Annotated in this window: 14 protein-coding genes and 1 pseudogene; 5 read left to right on the plus strand and 10 right to left on the minus strand. The window is 69.8% G+C overall.

Annotation, left to right across the window (positions count from 1 at the left end):
- Nucleotides 1-189 precede the first annotated feature (189 nt).
- Both cobT and OUA97_RS14270 read right to left on the minus strand, forming a co-directional pair.
- Nucleotides 190-2,142 (minus strand): cobaltochelatase subunit CobT, encoded by a 1,953-nt coding sequence (gene cobT / locus OUA97_RS14265; protein WP_267232605.1) that lies wholly within the window; start codon nt 2,140-2,142, stop codon nt 190-192.
- A gap of 81 nt (nt 2,143-2,223) precedes the next feature.
- Nucleotides 2,224-3,450, minus strand: coding sequence for an MgtC/SapB family protein (locus tag OUA97_RS14270; protein WP_267232606.1), 1,227 nt, complete (start codon nt 3,448-3,450; stop codon nt 2,224-2,226).
- Nucleotides 3,451-3,633: 183 nt separating this feature from the next.
- Here OUA97_RS14270 and OUA97_RS14275 point away from each other — a divergent pair, with 183 nt between their 5' ends.
- The gene (locus OUA97_RS14275) at nt 3,634-4,056 is read left to right on the plus strand and encodes a YciI family protein (RefSeq protein WP_267232607.1); all 423 of its coding nucleotides are present in this window, start codon (nt 3,634-3,636) and stop codon (nt 4,054-4,056) included.
- Nucleotides 4,057-4,119: 63 nt separating this feature from the next.
- Here OUA97_RS14275 and OUA97_RS23460 read toward each other — a convergent pair.
- Nucleotides 4,120-4,227 (minus strand): annotated as a pseudogene (locus tag OUA97_RS23460) (PEPxxWA-CTERM sorting domain-containing protein); the annotation flags it as partial.
- A gap of 661 nt (nt 4,228-4,888) precedes the next feature.
- Here OUA97_RS23460 and OUA97_RS14285 point away from each other — a divergent pair.
- On the plus strand, nt 4,889-5,068 hold the full coding sequence (locus tag OUA97_RS14285) for a DUF1328 domain-containing protein (RefSeq protein WP_267232609.1): 180 nt from the start codon (nt 4,889-4,891) through the stop codon (nt 5,066-5,068).
- 56 nt (nt 5,069-5,124) lie between these two features.
- Here OUA97_RS14285 and OUA97_RS14290 read toward each other — a convergent pair whose 3' ends face one another.
- From OUA97_RS14290 to cobS, 3 genes are all read right to left on the minus strand, one after another.
- The gene (locus OUA97_RS14290; RefSeq protein WP_267232610.1) at nt 5,125-6,309 is read right to left on the minus strand and encodes a DUF3089 domain-containing protein; all 1,185 of its coding nucleotides are present in this window, start codon (nt 6,307-6,309) and stop codon (nt 5,125-5,127) included.
- Between the two features lie 74 nt (nt 6,310-6,383).
- The gene (locus OUA97_RS14295) at nt 6,384-8,489 is read right to left on the minus strand and encodes a hybrid sensor histidine kinase/response regulator (RefSeq protein WP_267232611.1); all 2,106 of its coding nucleotides are present in this window, start codon (nt 8,487-8,489) and stop codon (nt 6,384-6,386) included.
- A 113-nt stretch (nt 8,490-8,602) separates the two neighbouring features.
- Complete coding sequence (gene cobS / locus OUA97_RS14300) at nt 8,603-9,607, minus strand: cobaltochelatase subunit CobS (protein WP_183773105.1); 1,005 nt, start codon at nt 9,605-9,607, stop codon at nt 8,603-8,605.
- A gap of 234 nt (nt 9,608-9,841) precedes the next feature.
- Here cobS and OUA97_RS14305 point away from each other — a divergent pair, with 234 nt between their 5' ends.
- The 3 genes from OUA97_RS14305 to OUA97_RS14315 all read left to right on the plus strand — a co-directional run bounded on the left by OUA97_RS14305 (nt 9,842) and on the right by OUA97_RS14315 (nt 11,572).
- Entirely contained in the window at nt 9,842-10,705 is an 864-nt protein-coding gene (locus tag OUA97_RS14305) for a TauD/TfdA dioxygenase family protein (RefSeq protein ID WP_267232612.1), read from the plus strand.
- A gap of 64 nt (nt 10,706-10,769) precedes the next feature.
- The gene (locus tag OUA97_RS14310) at nt 10,770-11,042 is read left to right on the plus strand and encodes a CPCC family cysteine-rich protein (RefSeq protein ID WP_267232613.1); all 273 of its coding nucleotides are present in this window, start codon (nt 10,770-10,772) and stop codon (nt 11,040-11,042) included.
- Nucleotides 11,043-11,188: 146 nt separating this feature from the next.
- Nucleotides 11,189-11,572 carry a VOC family protein gene (locus OUA97_RS14315; RefSeq protein WP_267232614.1) on the plus strand — a complete coding sequence of 128 codons (384 nt, stop codon included), beginning with the start codon at nt 11,189-11,191 and terminating at the stop codon, nt 11,570-11,572.
- On the opposite strand, the gene OUA97_RS14320 is transcribed toward OUA97_RS14315, so the two are convergent.
- From OUA97_RS14320 to OUA97_RS14335, 4 genes are all read right to left on the minus strand, one after another.
- Nucleotides 11,562-11,903, minus strand: a complete 342-nt coding sequence (locus tag OUA97_RS14320) for a hypothetical protein (protein WP_267232616.1) — start codon at nt 11,901-11,903, stop codon at nt 11,562-11,564. The two genes, OUA97_RS14315 and OUA97_RS14320, sit on opposite strands and share 11 nt — an antisense overlap.
- A 14-nt stretch (nt 11,904-11,917) precedes the next feature.
- Nucleotides 11,918-12,211, minus strand: coding sequence for a hypothetical protein (locus OUA97_RS14325; protein WP_267232617.1), 294 nt, complete (start codon nt 12,209-12,211; stop codon nt 11,918-11,920).
- 93 nt (nt 12,212-12,304) lie between these two features.
- The gene (locus OUA97_RS14330) at nt 12,305-12,979 is read right to left on the minus strand and encodes a CDP-alcohol phosphatidyltransferase family protein (protein ID WP_267232619.1); all 675 of its coding nucleotides are present in this window, start codon (nt 12,977-12,979) and stop codon (nt 12,305-12,307) included.
- Nucleotides 12,979-13,362, minus strand: a complete 384-nt coding sequence (locus OUA97_RS14335) for a hypothetical protein (RefSeq protein WP_267232620.1) — start codon at nt 13,360-13,362, stop codon at nt 12,979-12,981. The genes OUA97_RS14330 and OUA97_RS14335 overlap by 1 nt, the downstream gene beginning before the upstream one ends.
- Between the last annotated feature and the right edge of the window lie 36 nt (nt 13,363-13,398).

The raw sequence follows: 13,398 nt of genomic DNA on the forward strand, positions 1-13,398 counted from the left end.
AATGAGGAGGGAAGTACGATAGAGGTCAAGCGGTGGCGGCGTGCTTTCCTGCGCCCAAGGCTTCCTCTCCCCGTTTGCGGGGAGGGGGCAGGGTGAGGGGCGGCGGCGCGGAGCGGCGCTTTGCGGCGGGCGCCGTAGACCCCCTCACCCCAACCCTCTCCCCCAAGGGGGCGAGGGAGCGTTCGACGTCTATGCCACGGCCCTGCGGACTTCCTTGAAGGTCGAGCGGCGGGCGGGGCCGCCTTGGGGCCCCTGCGTGCTCGGCGGCGGGGCCAGGAGGCCGGCGGTCTTGCGGGTGACCTTGCGGATCTCCTCGTCGAACAGCTCGGCCAGCTGGTCGACGATGACCCCTGCCAGTTGCTCGACGTCGACGATGGTGACGGCCCGGCGATAGTAGCGGGTGACGTCGTGGCCGATGCCGATGGCGATCAGTTGCACCGGGCTCTTGTTCTCGATCTCGGCGATCACGTCGCGCAGGTGGCGTTCGAGGTAGTGGCCGGAGTTCACCGACAGGGTCGAGTCGTCGACCGGGGCGCCGTCGGAGATGACCATCAGGATGCGGCGCGCCTCGGGGCGGCCGATCAGCCGCTGGTGCGCCCACATCAGCGCCTCGCCGTCGATGTTCTCCTTCAGGAGGCCCTCGCGCATCATCAGGCCGAGGTTGCGGCGGGCGCGCCGCCACGGGGCGTCGGCGGCCTTGTAGATGATGTGGCGCAGGTCGTTCAGGCGGCCCGGCTGGGCCGGCTTGCCGGCCTTCAGCCAGTCCTCGCGCGAGGAGCCGCCCTTCCAGGCGCGGGTAGTGAAGCCGAGGATCTCGGTCTTGACCCCGCAGCGCTCGAGCGTGCGGGCCAGGATGTCGGCGCAGACCGCCGCGACCATGATCGGCCGCCCGCGCATCGAGCCGGAATTGTCGATCAGGATGGTGACCACCGTGTCGCGGAACTCGGTGTCCTCCTCCTCCTTGAAGGCCAGCGAGGCGGTCGGGTCGGTGATCACCCGCGTCAGGCGCGCGGTGTCGAGGATGCCCTCCTCGAGGTCGAAGCTCCACGAGCGGTTCTGCTGGGCCATCAGCTTGCGCTGCAGCTTGTTGGCCAGGCGCGAGACCACGCTGGAGAGGCTGGCCAGCTGCTGGTCGAGATAGGCCCGCAGGCGGGTCAGCTCCTCGGCGTCGCAGAGCTCCTCGGCGGCGACGACTTCGTCGTGGGCGGTGGTGAACACCTTGTAGGTGGCGACCTTGGCGTCGCCCTTGAGGTCGGGGCGGGCGGGCTGCTCGCCCTCGCCCATCTCCGGCGGCTCGTCGGTGTCCTCGGCGTTGGGATCGTCCTCCGCCTGCATCATCTGGCTGTCGGCGTCCTCGCTCTCGCGATGGGTCGCCTCGTTTTCGTCCATCGAGGTCTGCTGGGGCGAAGCGCCTTCGCCTTCGCCCTCGTCGCCGTCGTCCTGCGATTCAGCCTCGCCGTCCTCGCTGTCGCCTTCCTCGTCGTCGGCCTGGTCGGGGGCGTCGGTCAGATCGTCGCCCATCGAGAGGTCGCGCAGGATGGTCCGGGCGATCTTGGCGAAGGCCTTCTGGTCGTCGGCCGCCTCGACCAGGCGGTCGAGGTCGGCGCCGGCCTTGCTCTCCACCTCGGCGCGGAACAGGTCGACCAGGGGCTTGGCCATGGCGGGCGGCGGCTCGCCGGTCATCCGCTCGCGGGCCAGCAGGGCGACGACGTCGGCCATCGGCGGGTTGGCCAGGGCTTCGAGCTGGTTGAGCGGCTTCTTGGCCCAGGCGTGCTCGTGGACCGCGCGCAGGTTCTCCTTCACCCCGCCCAGGGCGTTGGCGCCGATGGCCTCGATGCGGGCCTGCTCCAGGGCGTCATAGACCGGGGCGCCGAGCGCCGAGGCCGGCCGGCCCTTGGCGTGGGCGGCGACGTCATGGTGCGCCAGGCGCAAGGCCATCTGGTCGGCCAGGCCGCGGATGCGCGCGGCGTCTGCCGGCGTCAGGTCGCGGGGCGGGTGCGGCAGCACGGCGCGGTTGCCGGACAGCTGCGGGCCCTCGCCCGAATAGACGATTTCCAGGTCCGGCTTCTCAGCCAGCGAACGCGCGGCGTGGGCCAGGGCGCGCTTGAAGGGCTCGACGGGGCTTTCCGGGTTCTTGGCCATGGCATGTCATTTAGAACGACGGTCCGCGTCGCCCAAGGGGAAAGAGACGGTGACGTTTGGGAAGGCGGGCCGCGGGCGGCCTCACCATCCGAGCGCGGCCTGGCCCAGGGACCCGAGCCAGGCGGCGGCGGCGACCAGCAGCAGGCCTGGTACGACCCGCCAGACGAAGGCGCGCTGGCCGCCGGACATGGCGAACACCACCTTGGTCAGGGTGTTGCTGGTCAGGCCGAGCAGGATGGGCAGCACCGAAGCGCGCGGGTCCAGGTGGCCGGAAGCGACCAGCGAGGCCATGGAGATCGCCGCCGCGTGGGCGTCGACCAGGCCGGCGGCCGCGGCGCCCACCGCCGCGCCGGCCCCGCCGAACCGGTCGCTGAGCGCGGCCGAGACCACCAGAATGACCGCCAGCATGCCGGCGAAGGTCAGGGCGCTGGTCAGGCTGAAGGCCTGGCCTGGGTCGGCATGCTCCTCGTCGGGGGGCTGGCGGAACGCCTTGAGGGTGAACAGCGCACCGTAGGCCCCGGCGGCCAGGCCGGCGCAGGCGAGCGGCGCAGCCATGGCGCGCAGGGTCGGCGGGCTGAGGGCGGCGAGCAGCACGGCCAACTGCACGATGGTGGCGACGGTCGAGAGCACGGCCCCGGCCACCGCGCCGGCCAGCAGGCCGGGCGCCTTGCCCGCGCGCGCCGACATCGCCCCGATGGTCGCGGTGCTGGACACAAAGCCGCCGGCGAGGCCGGCCAGCGGCAGGCCGAAGCGCACGCCGAGCATGCGGATGGCGACATGGCCCGCGGCGCTGATCGCCAGCAGCAGGATCACCACCAGCCAGATCGAGCGTGGGTTCAGCGCCTGGTAGGGGCCCATGCCCTCGTCGGGCAGCAGCGGCAGCACGACCAGGGTGGCGCCGGCCAGCAGCAGGCCGCTGCGCACCTCGTCCCCGGTCAGCACCGAGCCGACGAAATGGTGCAGCGGCGTGCGGGCGGCGAGCAGGATCGCCACGACCACCCCGACCCCTGCGGCGATCATCGGCTGGGGCACGGCCAGGGCGCCGACCAGCACCGCCAGCACCAGGGCGATTTCGGTGGTGACGCCAGGATCGTCCTCGCCCTGGGCCCGCCAGTAGGCGAGCGCGGCGAAGGCCGCCGTAGCGGCGGCGACGACCGCCAGCAACACGACGCCGCCGACCAGCAAGGCGACGGCGCCGGCCAGGGTCGCGACGGTGAAGGTGCGGATGCCGGCCGCCGACGGCGAGGGACGTTCCTGCTTGCGGCGCTCGCGCTCGGCGCCGATCAGCAGCCCGACGCCCAGGGCCACGGCGAGGTTAAGGATCGGTTCTATGGCGCGTCTCCCAGCGCCCGCCGTCGGAGGGCCGGGCGGACACAGACTACAGCGCAGCAGCGGAAATTGCTGCGCGTGGATGTCGGTTGTCGGTTTGCGGCGTCGTGGTTCGTCCTAGGGTCGATCGGGCCGCGGGGGCCCAGCCGAGGAGGAAAGACGATGCGCGTGATGGTTCTGGTGAAGGCGACGGTCGACAGCGAAGCCGGAGCGATGCCGTCCAGCGAGCTGTTGGAGGCGATGGGCCGGTACAACGAACTGCTGGTCGAGGCCGGGATCATGAAGGGCGGCGACGGGCTGCAGCCCTCGTCCAAGGGCAAGCGGGTGGCGTTCGACGGCGACAAGCGGGCGGTGATCGACGGGCCGTTCACCGAGACCAAGGAGATCGTCGCCGGCTACTGGCTGTGGGAGGTCAAGGACATGGACGAGGCGGTGGCCTGGGTGAAGCGCTGCCCCAACCCGATGCCGGGCCCGAGCGAGATCGAGATTCGGCCGTTCTACGAGATGGAAGATTTCGGCGAGGCGCTGACCCCGGCGGCGGCCGAGATCCACGACCGGGTCCGCGACAAGCTGGAGTCGAACTAGCGGCGCGAAAAAAAGGGCCCCGCCGGAGGCGAGGCCCTTTTGGGGGACGGTCTTGCGGTCCGATCAGGCCGCGAGGACAGCCGTCCGGCGACGTCGGATCAGCGAGCCGACCATGCCGAAGCCGGCGATCATCATCGCCCAGGTCGCAGGTTCGGGCACGGCCGACGACACGTTCAGCTTCAGGCCCGCGCCTTCCGCGGCGTCGTCGACGAAGCTGAAGACCTTGCTGCTGGAGTCGCTGAACCCAAACGTGACCTTGGTTCCCAGCAGACTCAGCACGGTCGCCCCATAGAACGGGTCATCGACGGCGTCAGGGTCGACCCCGTGCACCCTGAAGCTCTCGCCCGGATTCCAGCCGTCGCCGCCGAAGGTGAAGGTCAGCACCGAGGTGTCGACGCCGCTCAGGCCCACCGTGGCCCCCGCGGGACCGATGTAGCTCAGGCTGTCCCAGAGCAGCGCGACAGGCGTCGCCGAACCGCCGTCGATGCTCATGGAGGTGATGTTCAGCGTCGAGGACAGGTCGTTCTGGAACAGCATGTCGATGGTGAAGGTACTATCGGGCCCGGCCACCGAGCCGCTGATTACGGCGGCGGCCTGAGCCGACACGGGCGCGATCAGCGCCGCGCTGGCGGCAAGCGCCAGCATCATTTTCTTCATTGAGAATCCCCGGAGAGAAACAGCTAAGTTTCAATTAGAGGTGGATTACTCCTGGCGATTACACGCGCGCAAGCGGCAAATCGGCGTTCTCTCCGGAGGCGAACCTGGTCTACCGACGCGACCGGAACGGGCGCCGGGCATGGGCGTTGCCCTCCACAGTCAAGGAGGCGCTCTGATGCTTAAGTGGGCTTTGATTTTTGCGGTGGTGGCGCTGATCGCCGGCGCCCTGGGCTTTGGCGGGATCGCCGGCGCAGCGGCCGGCATCGCCAAGATCCTGTTCTTCGTGTTCCTGGTCGGCTTCGTGCTGTTCCTGGTGCTCGGCTTCATGGCCGGGCGGAAGATCACCGGCGGATAGTCTGACCGGGGGGCCAATTTCCTCCCCCATCATGATGGGGGAGGAGACAAGGCGCTCTACTTCCTGGCCAGATAGGCCTGGGACTGGGCGCCGACGAGATCGACCAGGTCGCCCATGGCGAGGTTGACGTCGATCAGGTGCAGCCCCCAGTCCTTGAGCACGATGGGGCCGACCTTGACGTCGCCGGCGATGTCGTCGGTGCGCGGATCGTTGGGGTCGGCGTTGATACGGACCGAGAGGTAGTCGAAGCCGTCCTTGGAAACGCACTGGCCGGTCAGCAGGCCAGGGACCGAGACGAACGGCGTCGTGACCTTGGCGGCGTCCTTGGTCCAGGCCGGCGGGGCGGCCGACTCCGCGGCGATCATCGCGCCCGAGGACAGGTAGGCGTGCAGCTCGCCCGCGCCGCCGCCCAGCGCGGCCGGGTTGACGCAGGCCGCCTGCATGGCCGGGTTCGGCTCGCGCGGGACGCCGAAGCGGCTGCCCTTGGGCGGCGGCGAGGTCTCGCGGAAGCTGACATAGGCCACGGCGCAGCCGGTCTGGCTCGGGCTCCTGCAGAGCGGGATCGATTTGAAGGTCCCGACGTCCTGGCCCTTGAGGATCGGCAGGTTGGTTCCGAGCAGCAGGGCCGAGACCAGCTGCTGCTGGACGGGCTTGCCGTCGATCTGCTTGGCGATCAGCTCGGTCAGCAGGCCCGCGCCCTGCGAGTGGCCGATCAGCACGACGCCGCGGCCCTTGTTCTCGTGCGTCAGGTAGTAGTTCCAGGCGTCGGCGACGTCGTCGTAGTTGGTGGTCGGGATCGGGCCGGCCGGCGGCTTGGCGCCGGGCGCCATGCGCGCGCGCAGGGTGGTCAGAGTCACCTGCCGGTACATCGGCGCGTAGATCCGGCACTTGGAGCCGAAGCGGGCGAGCTGCTGCTCGACGACGCGGCGCTCCTCGGCGTTGGGGGTCATGTCGGAGAACACGCCCGGATCGTTGGAGACGGTCGGATAGACGTAGAAGCAGTCGATCGGGGCGGCGGGATCGGGCTTCCAGACCTCTTTGGCCATGGAGCCGTCGGCCTGGATCACGGTGGCGGTGTTGTCGATCGCGCAGGCGTCGGCGCGGCCGGGCCAGCACAGCCAGTTCTGGGACTTCGAATAGTCGTTATGCTCCGCTGCGGCCGGCGCCTGGGCGGCGGCCGGGACGGCGAAGGCGCTGAAAAGCAGGCCGGCGGCTGCGGCCGCGAGCGTGATCCTGGACATGTTTCCCCACCTGAAAATCTGGTCTTCGTAATGCGGGGGAGAATGCGCATAACGCCGGTCGGGGTCCAGGCTTCCTAGGCGACGCGCTGTTCGGCGGCCAGGCGGGTGTCGAGGGCCCGGTCGATGGCGTCGAGCAGGTGGGCGATCTCGATCGGCTTGGGCACGAAGCCGTTCATGCCCGCGGCGAGGTATTCGGCCACCTGGTGGTGCATGACGTTGGCCGACAGCGCCAGGATCGGGATCGGCGGCAGGTCGCGTTCGCTTTCCAGGCGGCGGATGGCGGCGGTGGCCTCGACGCCGTTCATCACCGGCATCTGGCCGTCCATCAGGATCAGCTGGAAGTCGCCCTCGAAGAACGCCTCCACCGCCTGGGCGCCGTCGCCGACGATGGTCAGGTCGATGGGGAACGGCTCCAGCATGGCGCGCAGGATCAGCTGGTTGGTCAGGTTGTCCTCGGCCGCCAGGATGCGGGCGCGGGCGTCGGGGCGGGCGATGCGGACCTGGGCCGGCGGCAGCGGCGCGACCGGGGCCAGGGCCGCGGCGCGCCATTGCAGCGGCACCGCCAGGGTGAAGACCGAGCCCTCGCCCAGGACGCTCTCGACGGTGAGTTCGCCGCCCATCAGCGCGGCCAGCTCGTGGCTGATCGCCAGGCCGAGGCCCGTGCCGCCGTAGCGCCGGGTGGTGGAGGCGTCGACCTGGATGAACTTGTCGAAGAGGTCGTGCATGCGGTCGGCGGGAATGCCGATGCCGGTGTCGGCGACGGTGATGCGCACGCCCGCCGGCTCGCGCCGGACGTGGACGGCGACCTCGCCGGCGGTGGTGAACTTCACGGCGTTGGAGACCAGGTTGGCGACGACCTGGCGCAGGCGCACGCCGTCGCCGCACCAGACGCCGTCGGCGGCGGGATCGAGTTCGAACCGGAAGTCGACCGCCTTCTGGCCGGCCAGGGCCGCGAAGGGGGCGCAGGCGATGTGCACGGCCTGGCCGAGGTCGAACTCGTGGGCGTCGAGCTGCAGGCGGCCGGCCTCGATCTTCGACATGTCGAGGATGTCGTTCAGCAGCACCAGCAGGGTCTGGCCGCTCTCGCGGACCACGTCGAGCTGGCGGCGCTGGTCGGGCGTCAGGTCCTCGCGCGACAGGATCTGGGTCATGCCGAGGATGCCGTTCAGCGGGGTGCGGATCTCGTGGCTCATATTGGCGACGAACTGCGACTTGGCGATGCTGGCGGCGGCGGCCTCGTCGCGGGCGCGGACCAGGTCTTCCATGGTCTGGCGCAGGACCAGGTCGTTGCGGTCGATCTCGCCGAACACCCGATGGACGCGGGCGGCGAGCAGCAGGGCCGAGATCAGCAGCGCGACCATGCCGAGGGCGAACAGCGGCGCGATCTGGCGCAGCACGGCGTCGCCGGGATGGCTGCTGGTCCAGGCCACCGCCGCGATCGGCGTCCCGTCGGGGCCGTGCAGCTGCACGCTGGCCGGGATGGCGCGGTTCCAGGCCAACAGCCGCACGTCCGAGACCCGCATGGCCTGGGCGATGTCCTGCAGCAGGGCCGCGTCAATGCGGCGGGCCGAGATCAGCAGCCGGTCGGGCGCGCCGCGCGAATTGATCGCCGGGGTCTCGGGCACGATGTTGGTCACCGCGGCCAAGTAGAGCTCGCCGCCGACGCTGATGACCCCGGTGCGGGTGATCGAGCCGCCGATGCCGCGGTTGCGGGCCGCGCCGCGCAGGGTCTCCACCTCGCGCACCTTGGCGACCAGCGGCGCGGTCTCGCGCAGGAAGGCGGCGGCCTGGCGCTCGCCGGCGCGGGCGCCGTCGCGCCAGGCGTAGACCGGCTGGTCCGCCTCATCGAGCACGAAGGAGGCGGCATGGCGCATGTAGGTTTCGAAGTAGCTGCCGACGTAGAGGTCGGCCCACTCGGCGTCGACGTCGCGGCTGAGCTTCTGGTAGGCGTCGTCCCAGATCGAGGCCGAGATCACCTGGCCGACCATCTCGTGCTCGCGCTCGCGCAGGTAGTTCGAGATCAGCGCCCGTTCCTCGTCCATGTGGGCGCGGTCGACGACGCTGGCGGTGTAGAAGATCAGGCCCAGGCAACCGGCCGCCACGATCAGCAGCACCGCCGAGGAGAAGGCGACAATCCGGCTGATGGCGCGCCGGTTACGGGCGAGACTCGATCTGATCACACGACACACGACACCTGGTTCCCCCAAGGTGTCGCCCGCGCCGCGCTAGCAAATGGTGAATCGCGCCGACCGGGCGGGAGGTCTGCGACATCCCGCCCCAGTCGGAGCGGTCGTCAGGCCACGCGGACGCGGGCGGTGCTTTCCGGCAGGTCCTGGCCGAACGCGCGCTGGAAGAACTCGGCCACGGTGCCGCGCTCGAGCTCGTCGCACTTGTTCAGGAAGGTCAGGCGGAAGGCGAAGGCCAGGTCGCCGCCGAAGATCTCGGCGTTCTGGGCCCAGGTGATCACGGTCCGCGGGCTCATGACGGTCGAGATGTCGCCGTTCATGAAGGCGTTGCGGGTCATGTCGGCGACGCGGACCATCGCGGCGATGGTGCGCTTGCCCTCGGCGGTGTCGTAGTGCGGCGACTTGGCCAGCACGATCTCGGCTTCGACGTCGTGCGGCAGATAGTTCAGCGTGGTGACGATCGACCAGCGGTCCATCTGACCTTGGTTGATCTGCTGGGTGCCGTGATAGAGGCCGGTGGTGTCGCCCAGACCGATGGTGTTGGTCGTCGAGAACAGCCGGAAGAACGGGTTCGGGCGGATGACGCGGTTCTGGTCGAGCAGGGTCAGCTTGCCCTGCGCCTCCAGGATGCGCTGGATGACGAACATCACGTCCGGACGGCCGGCGTCGTATTCGTCGAACACCAGCGCGACCGGGCGCTGGATCGCCCAGGGCAGGATGCCCTCGCGGAATTCGGTGACCTGCTTGCCGTCCTTCAGGACGATGGCGTCCTTGCCGACCAGATCGATCCGCGAGACGTGGCTGTCGAGGTTGACGCGGATCAGCGGCCAGTTGAGGCGCGCGGCGACCTGCTCGATGTGGGTCGACTTGCCGGTGCCGTGATAGCCCTGGACCATCACGCGGCGGTCAAAGGCGAACCCGGCGCAGATGGCCTTGGTCGTCTCGGCGTCGAACTTGTAGGCCGGGTCGATGTCCGGGACGTGAGCGTCGCGTTCGGAGAACGCCGGGACGGTCATGTCGACGTCGACGCCGAAAGTCTCGCGGACCGAGACCTTCTTGTCCGGCACCAGGGCGATGAGCTTGTCTTCTTGCGTATTGGCGAAAGAGGTCATGGCGCGGTTCGATTACAAGGTTACGGGGGCGATGCAAACGGCTGTTTGTGGATGACGTAGCGTCGACCGGGGAGGGCAGACGTCTTTAGCCGGATTCCGCGGCGCAGGGCAGACCGATTGGGCGAGCCAGGGCAGACCGCCGGAAGCAGGCGGCGTGGCGCGCGATGTCAAAACTTCGGCGTGTGAGGTCAAGTTCCCGGGGGTAGGCTGCTCGCCAATCAGGAGGAAACGACCATGGCCGCCACGCTCGCCGAGCCGATCACCGTCACCCCGCAGCCGAGCGGCTTCGGCGCGCAGGTCACCGGGCTGGACCTGTCGCGCCCGCTGGACGCGGCGACCCTGGGCCAGGTCAAGGACGCCTGGGCCCGGCACGCGCTGCTGGCCTTTCCAGACCAACCGCTGAGCCTGGAGGCGCTGGAGGCCTTCACCCTGCAGATCGGGCCGTTCGGGGTCGATCCGTTCATCAAGCCGATGGCCGGCCATCCCAACGTGCTGGAGCTGCGCCGCGAGCCGGACGAGACGTCCAAGAACTTCGGGGCTGGCTGGCACTCGGACTGGAGCTTCCAGAAGGCGCCGCCCGCCGCGACGCTGCTGCGCTCGGAAGTCACCCCGCCGGTCGGCGGCGACACGCTGTTCGCCGACTGCGCACGGGCCTATGACGCGCTCTCGGACGGCATGAAGGCGCTGCTGGCGCCGCTGCAGGCGGTGCACTCGGCGACCCGCGCCTATGGCACCCAGGGCGCCTACGCCAAGGAGACGGAGGCGCGGACGATGCAGATCATCGTTTCGACCGAGGCCGAGAAGACCCTGACCCACCCGCTGGTCCGCACCCATCCGGTCACCGGCCGCAAGGCGCTGTTCGTCAGCCCGACCTACACCGTCGGCATCGAGGGCCTGACCTACCAGGAAAGCCACGCGATCCTCGGCTTCCTCTACCAGCACATGACCCAGGAGCAGTTCATCTATCGCCACAAGTGGACGCAGGGGATGCTGCTGATGTGGGACAACCGCTGCACCGTGCACTTCGCCGAGGGCGGCTATGACGGCCACCTGCGGGTCATGCACCGCACGACGGTGGCGGGGGACGTTCCGGTCTAGGGGGCTGGCGGCCGAAACCGGGATGACGGTTTGGGTTGACGGGGGCCCGCGGTAGTCTCGGACAATGACCGCCGAGACCGAGAGGACGCCGTCGTGGCCCTGCGCTTGCTGCGGGTGCGTGACCTTGAAGTTCTCCCCGTGGGAGGACGGACATGAGGGCTGTCCGGTCTGCTGCTGGACCGACGATCAGGTGCAATCGCGGGATCCGGATTTTCGCGGCGGCGCGAATGACGTGTCGCTGTCCGAGGCGAGGCGGAACTACCGTAAGCTCGGCGTCAGCGATCCTCAATGGATCAGCTATGCCCGGCCGCCGCGGCCAGATGAGACGCCGGCCTAGATGCTCCCCCGTTGGGGGAGCTGGCGGCCGTAGGCCGGCTCAGGGGGCTTGCGCAGCTTGAGCCGTTTCGGAGTCATGGTCCCCCTCACCGGGCCATGCGGCCCGGAGCTCCCCCAGCGGGGGAGCATCTGTGTGGAGCCTCGACGATGAAACTCGGCCCGGCGCTGGTAATGACGCCTGACCTGGAGGCCGCGCTGGCGTTCTATCGCGACCTGCTGGGCCTCGCCCTCCGCGAGCGGTTCGAGAGCCAGCTGGTGTTCGATCTCAGCGGGCGGGCGCTGCACGTGTTCGCCTGCGCGCGGCCGGCGCCGGAGGCCGAGCATGGGGCGGACGCGGCCAGCGTGATCAGCTTCGAGGTCGAGGCGATCGAGGATGCGATGGCGGCGCTGGCCGCCAGGGGCGTTGAGTTCCTGCATGCGCAGCCGGCTTGGAACGCCGACGCGGGTCTCGCCTACGCCGCGTTCCGCGCGCCGGGCGGCGTCGTGCACGAGCTGGTCGAGCGGCGGGCTTTGCGCGGGCTTACCGCCTAGCGACAAAGCCAGCCTCGCAGGCCGCAATCCTGATGCCGAGTGTGCGAAACTCCTGTTCCAGCGCCGGTGTCAGTCGAACCCCAACCACATCGATCTCTGTCCACGAAGGGTGGTGGAGATCGATGTCCTCAAATCTGGCGATTGCGTCCGCATCCCCTGGCTCACCCATCGTCGCGTCAAACAGGGTGACCTGCGAGCCAGCATCCGCGCCAGTCCAGACGCGGGTCGCCAGGGAGCGGTTGACTGGCGAATCCACCAGCCAGGCGGCGTCTCCGAGGTCTGGATTTACCAGGCCGCCATATTGGTCTTCGAAGACCATCAGAATTCGCATAGCGGGGCGCTCTCCTAGTCCGTCGTCGGAGCTTGCGGCCGAAAGCGTTGTACGGCCTCGCCTAGGCTGGCTTCGCCGACGAAGGTTCCGAACTGCGCGCGCTCCTGGTCCGTGTCCGCGCAGACCAGCCGCAGATGGCGCCAGCCTGGCGATCCAGACTGCGGCTTGAGGGGGGGGTAATCCGACTTGAACCGGGAGACGATCGTTGCGTCTTGCCCGAAGACGGTTCCGCCCATGATCCGCACGACGCCTTCGTCGCAGTTCACCGCCGTGTAGAACGAGGTCACCGAGATCGGCCGCCCGTGCATGGCGTTGACCGACGGTAAGGCCGTGGGCCTTCCACACGGCCGCGCACCATTCGGCGTTGTTGCGCGCGGCGATCGCATCTCGTCGTGCGGGCACTAGGCGTCCCGCGCCGCCAGGCGGCCCGCCAGGGTGCGGGTGCGGCGGGCGGCGGTCCAGGCGGCGCCGGCGACGATGACCAGCAGGCCGAGGACGACGCTCTGGCCGTTCCAGCCCCACAGCGGCTCGAAGGCGGCCAGCGCGCAGGTGGCGGTGAGGGCGGCCATGCGGTGCGGCTTGGCCATGGGCCCTGAGAAGTCGGCCGGGAAGCCGAGGCCGCGGCCGAGCTCGCGGACATAGGCGGTGAGCACGGCCAGCACCGCGGCGGCCCAGCCGAGCGGGGCGCCGAGGCTGAAGCCGGCGAGACCCGCGAAATAGCCGGCCCCGACCAGGAACAGGGCGTCGGCGATGCGGTCGGGCAGCTCGTTCCAGATCGGCCCCGACGGACCTCCCTTGCCGTGCTCGACCGCCACCATGCCGTCGAGCAGGTTGCAGAGCAGGCGCAGCTGGATGCAGACCCCGGCCCCGATCAGCAGCGCGCCGCGATGGAACGGGGTCTGGTCGCCGGCCGCCGCGGTGAGGAAGGCCAGCAGGCCGAGCAGGGCGAAGATGATGCTGCCGGCCGAGATCATGTCCGGGCTGGCGCCGGCCCTGGCCAGGCCCGCGGCCAGGCCCTGGGCCCAGCCGGTCCCGCGCGACTTCAGGGGGCGGCGGTTCTCAGGCGTTTCGGTCATCAGGGAGCCTTGGCTTGGCCGCGCGCCAGGGTCGCGGCGTAGACGATGGCGTAGAAGGTGGAGACCGACCACGGTACGGCGATGGTGCGGGCGATCTCGGGCGTGCCGATCAGCGTGTGGACGGCGACCAGCAGGGCAAGGATCGCTGCGGCGGTGATCGCCGGGGGAACGACATAGGCCAGTGCGCCGGGAAACCGCGGGCTCATCGCCTCCAGGGCCCGCTTGAGCACCAGGGTGATCAGGCCCGAGAGCGCGCCTTGCGCCGCCGCCGGCAGGGCGGCGGCGGCCAGGCCGTGGCCGGCGTTGGCGTAGAGCGCCCAGCCGCCCATGGCCAGGAAGGCGAAGCCGACGTGGGCGAAGGTCGAGCCGGCGAAAGTCCGCAAGGCGTTCTGCATTGGGATGGAAACTGCGCCGCCATC

Source organism: Phenylobacterium sp. 58.2.17 (assembly GCF_026411515.1).
GTDB lineage: Bacteria > Pseudomonadota > Alphaproteobacteria > Caulobacterales > Caulobacteraceae > Phenylobacterium.

What these genes read in the sequence shown, in the direction of transcription:
- cobT (WP_267232605.1), bottom strand. Translation starts at nt 2,142, where the DNA reads ATGGCCAAGAACCCGGAAAGCCCCGTCGAGCCCTTCAAGCGCGCCCTG.
- OUA97_RS14275 (WP_267232607.1), top strand. Translation starts at nt 3,634, where the DNA reads ATGCGCGTGATGGTTCTGGTGAAGGCGACGGTCGACAGCGAAGCCGGA.
- OUA97_RS14285 (WP_267232609.1), top strand. Translation starts at nt 4,889, where the DNA reads ATGCTTAAGTGGGCTTTGATTTTTGCGGTGGTGGCGCTGATCGCCGGC.
- OUA97_RS14290 (WP_267232610.1), bottom strand. Translation starts at nt 6,309, where the DNA reads ATGTCCAGGATCACGCTCGCGGCCGCAGCCGCCGGCCTGCTTTTCAGC.
- cobS (WP_183773105.1), bottom strand. Translation starts at nt 9,607, where the DNA reads ATGACCTCTTTCGCCAATACGCAAGAAGACAAGCTCATCGCCCTGGTG.
- OUA97_RS14305 (WP_267232612.1), top strand. Translation starts at nt 9,842, where the DNA reads ATGGCCGCCACGCTCGCCGAGCCGATCACCGTCACCCCGCAGCCGAGC.
- OUA97_RS14310 (WP_267232613.1), top strand. Translation starts at nt 10,770, where the DNA reads ATGACCGCCGAGACCGAGAGGACGCCGTCGTGGCCCTGCGCTTGCTGC.
- OUA97_RS14315 (WP_267232614.1), top strand. Translation starts at nt 11,189, where the DNA reads ATGAAACTCGGCCCGGCGCTGGTAATGACGCCTGACCTGGAGGCCGCG.
- OUA97_RS14320 (WP_267232616.1), bottom strand. Translation starts at nt 11,903, where the DNA reads ATGCGAATTCTGATGGTCTTCGAAGACCAATATGGCGGCCTGGTAAAT.
- OUA97_RS14325 (WP_267232617.1), bottom strand. Translation starts at nt 12,211, where the DNA reads ATGCACGGGCGGCCGATCTCGGTGACCTCGTTCTACACGGCGGTGAAC.
- OUA97_RS14330 (WP_267232619.1), bottom strand. Translation starts at nt 12,979, where the DNA reads ATGACCGAAACGCCTGAGAACCGCCGCCCCCTGAAGTCGCGCGGGACC.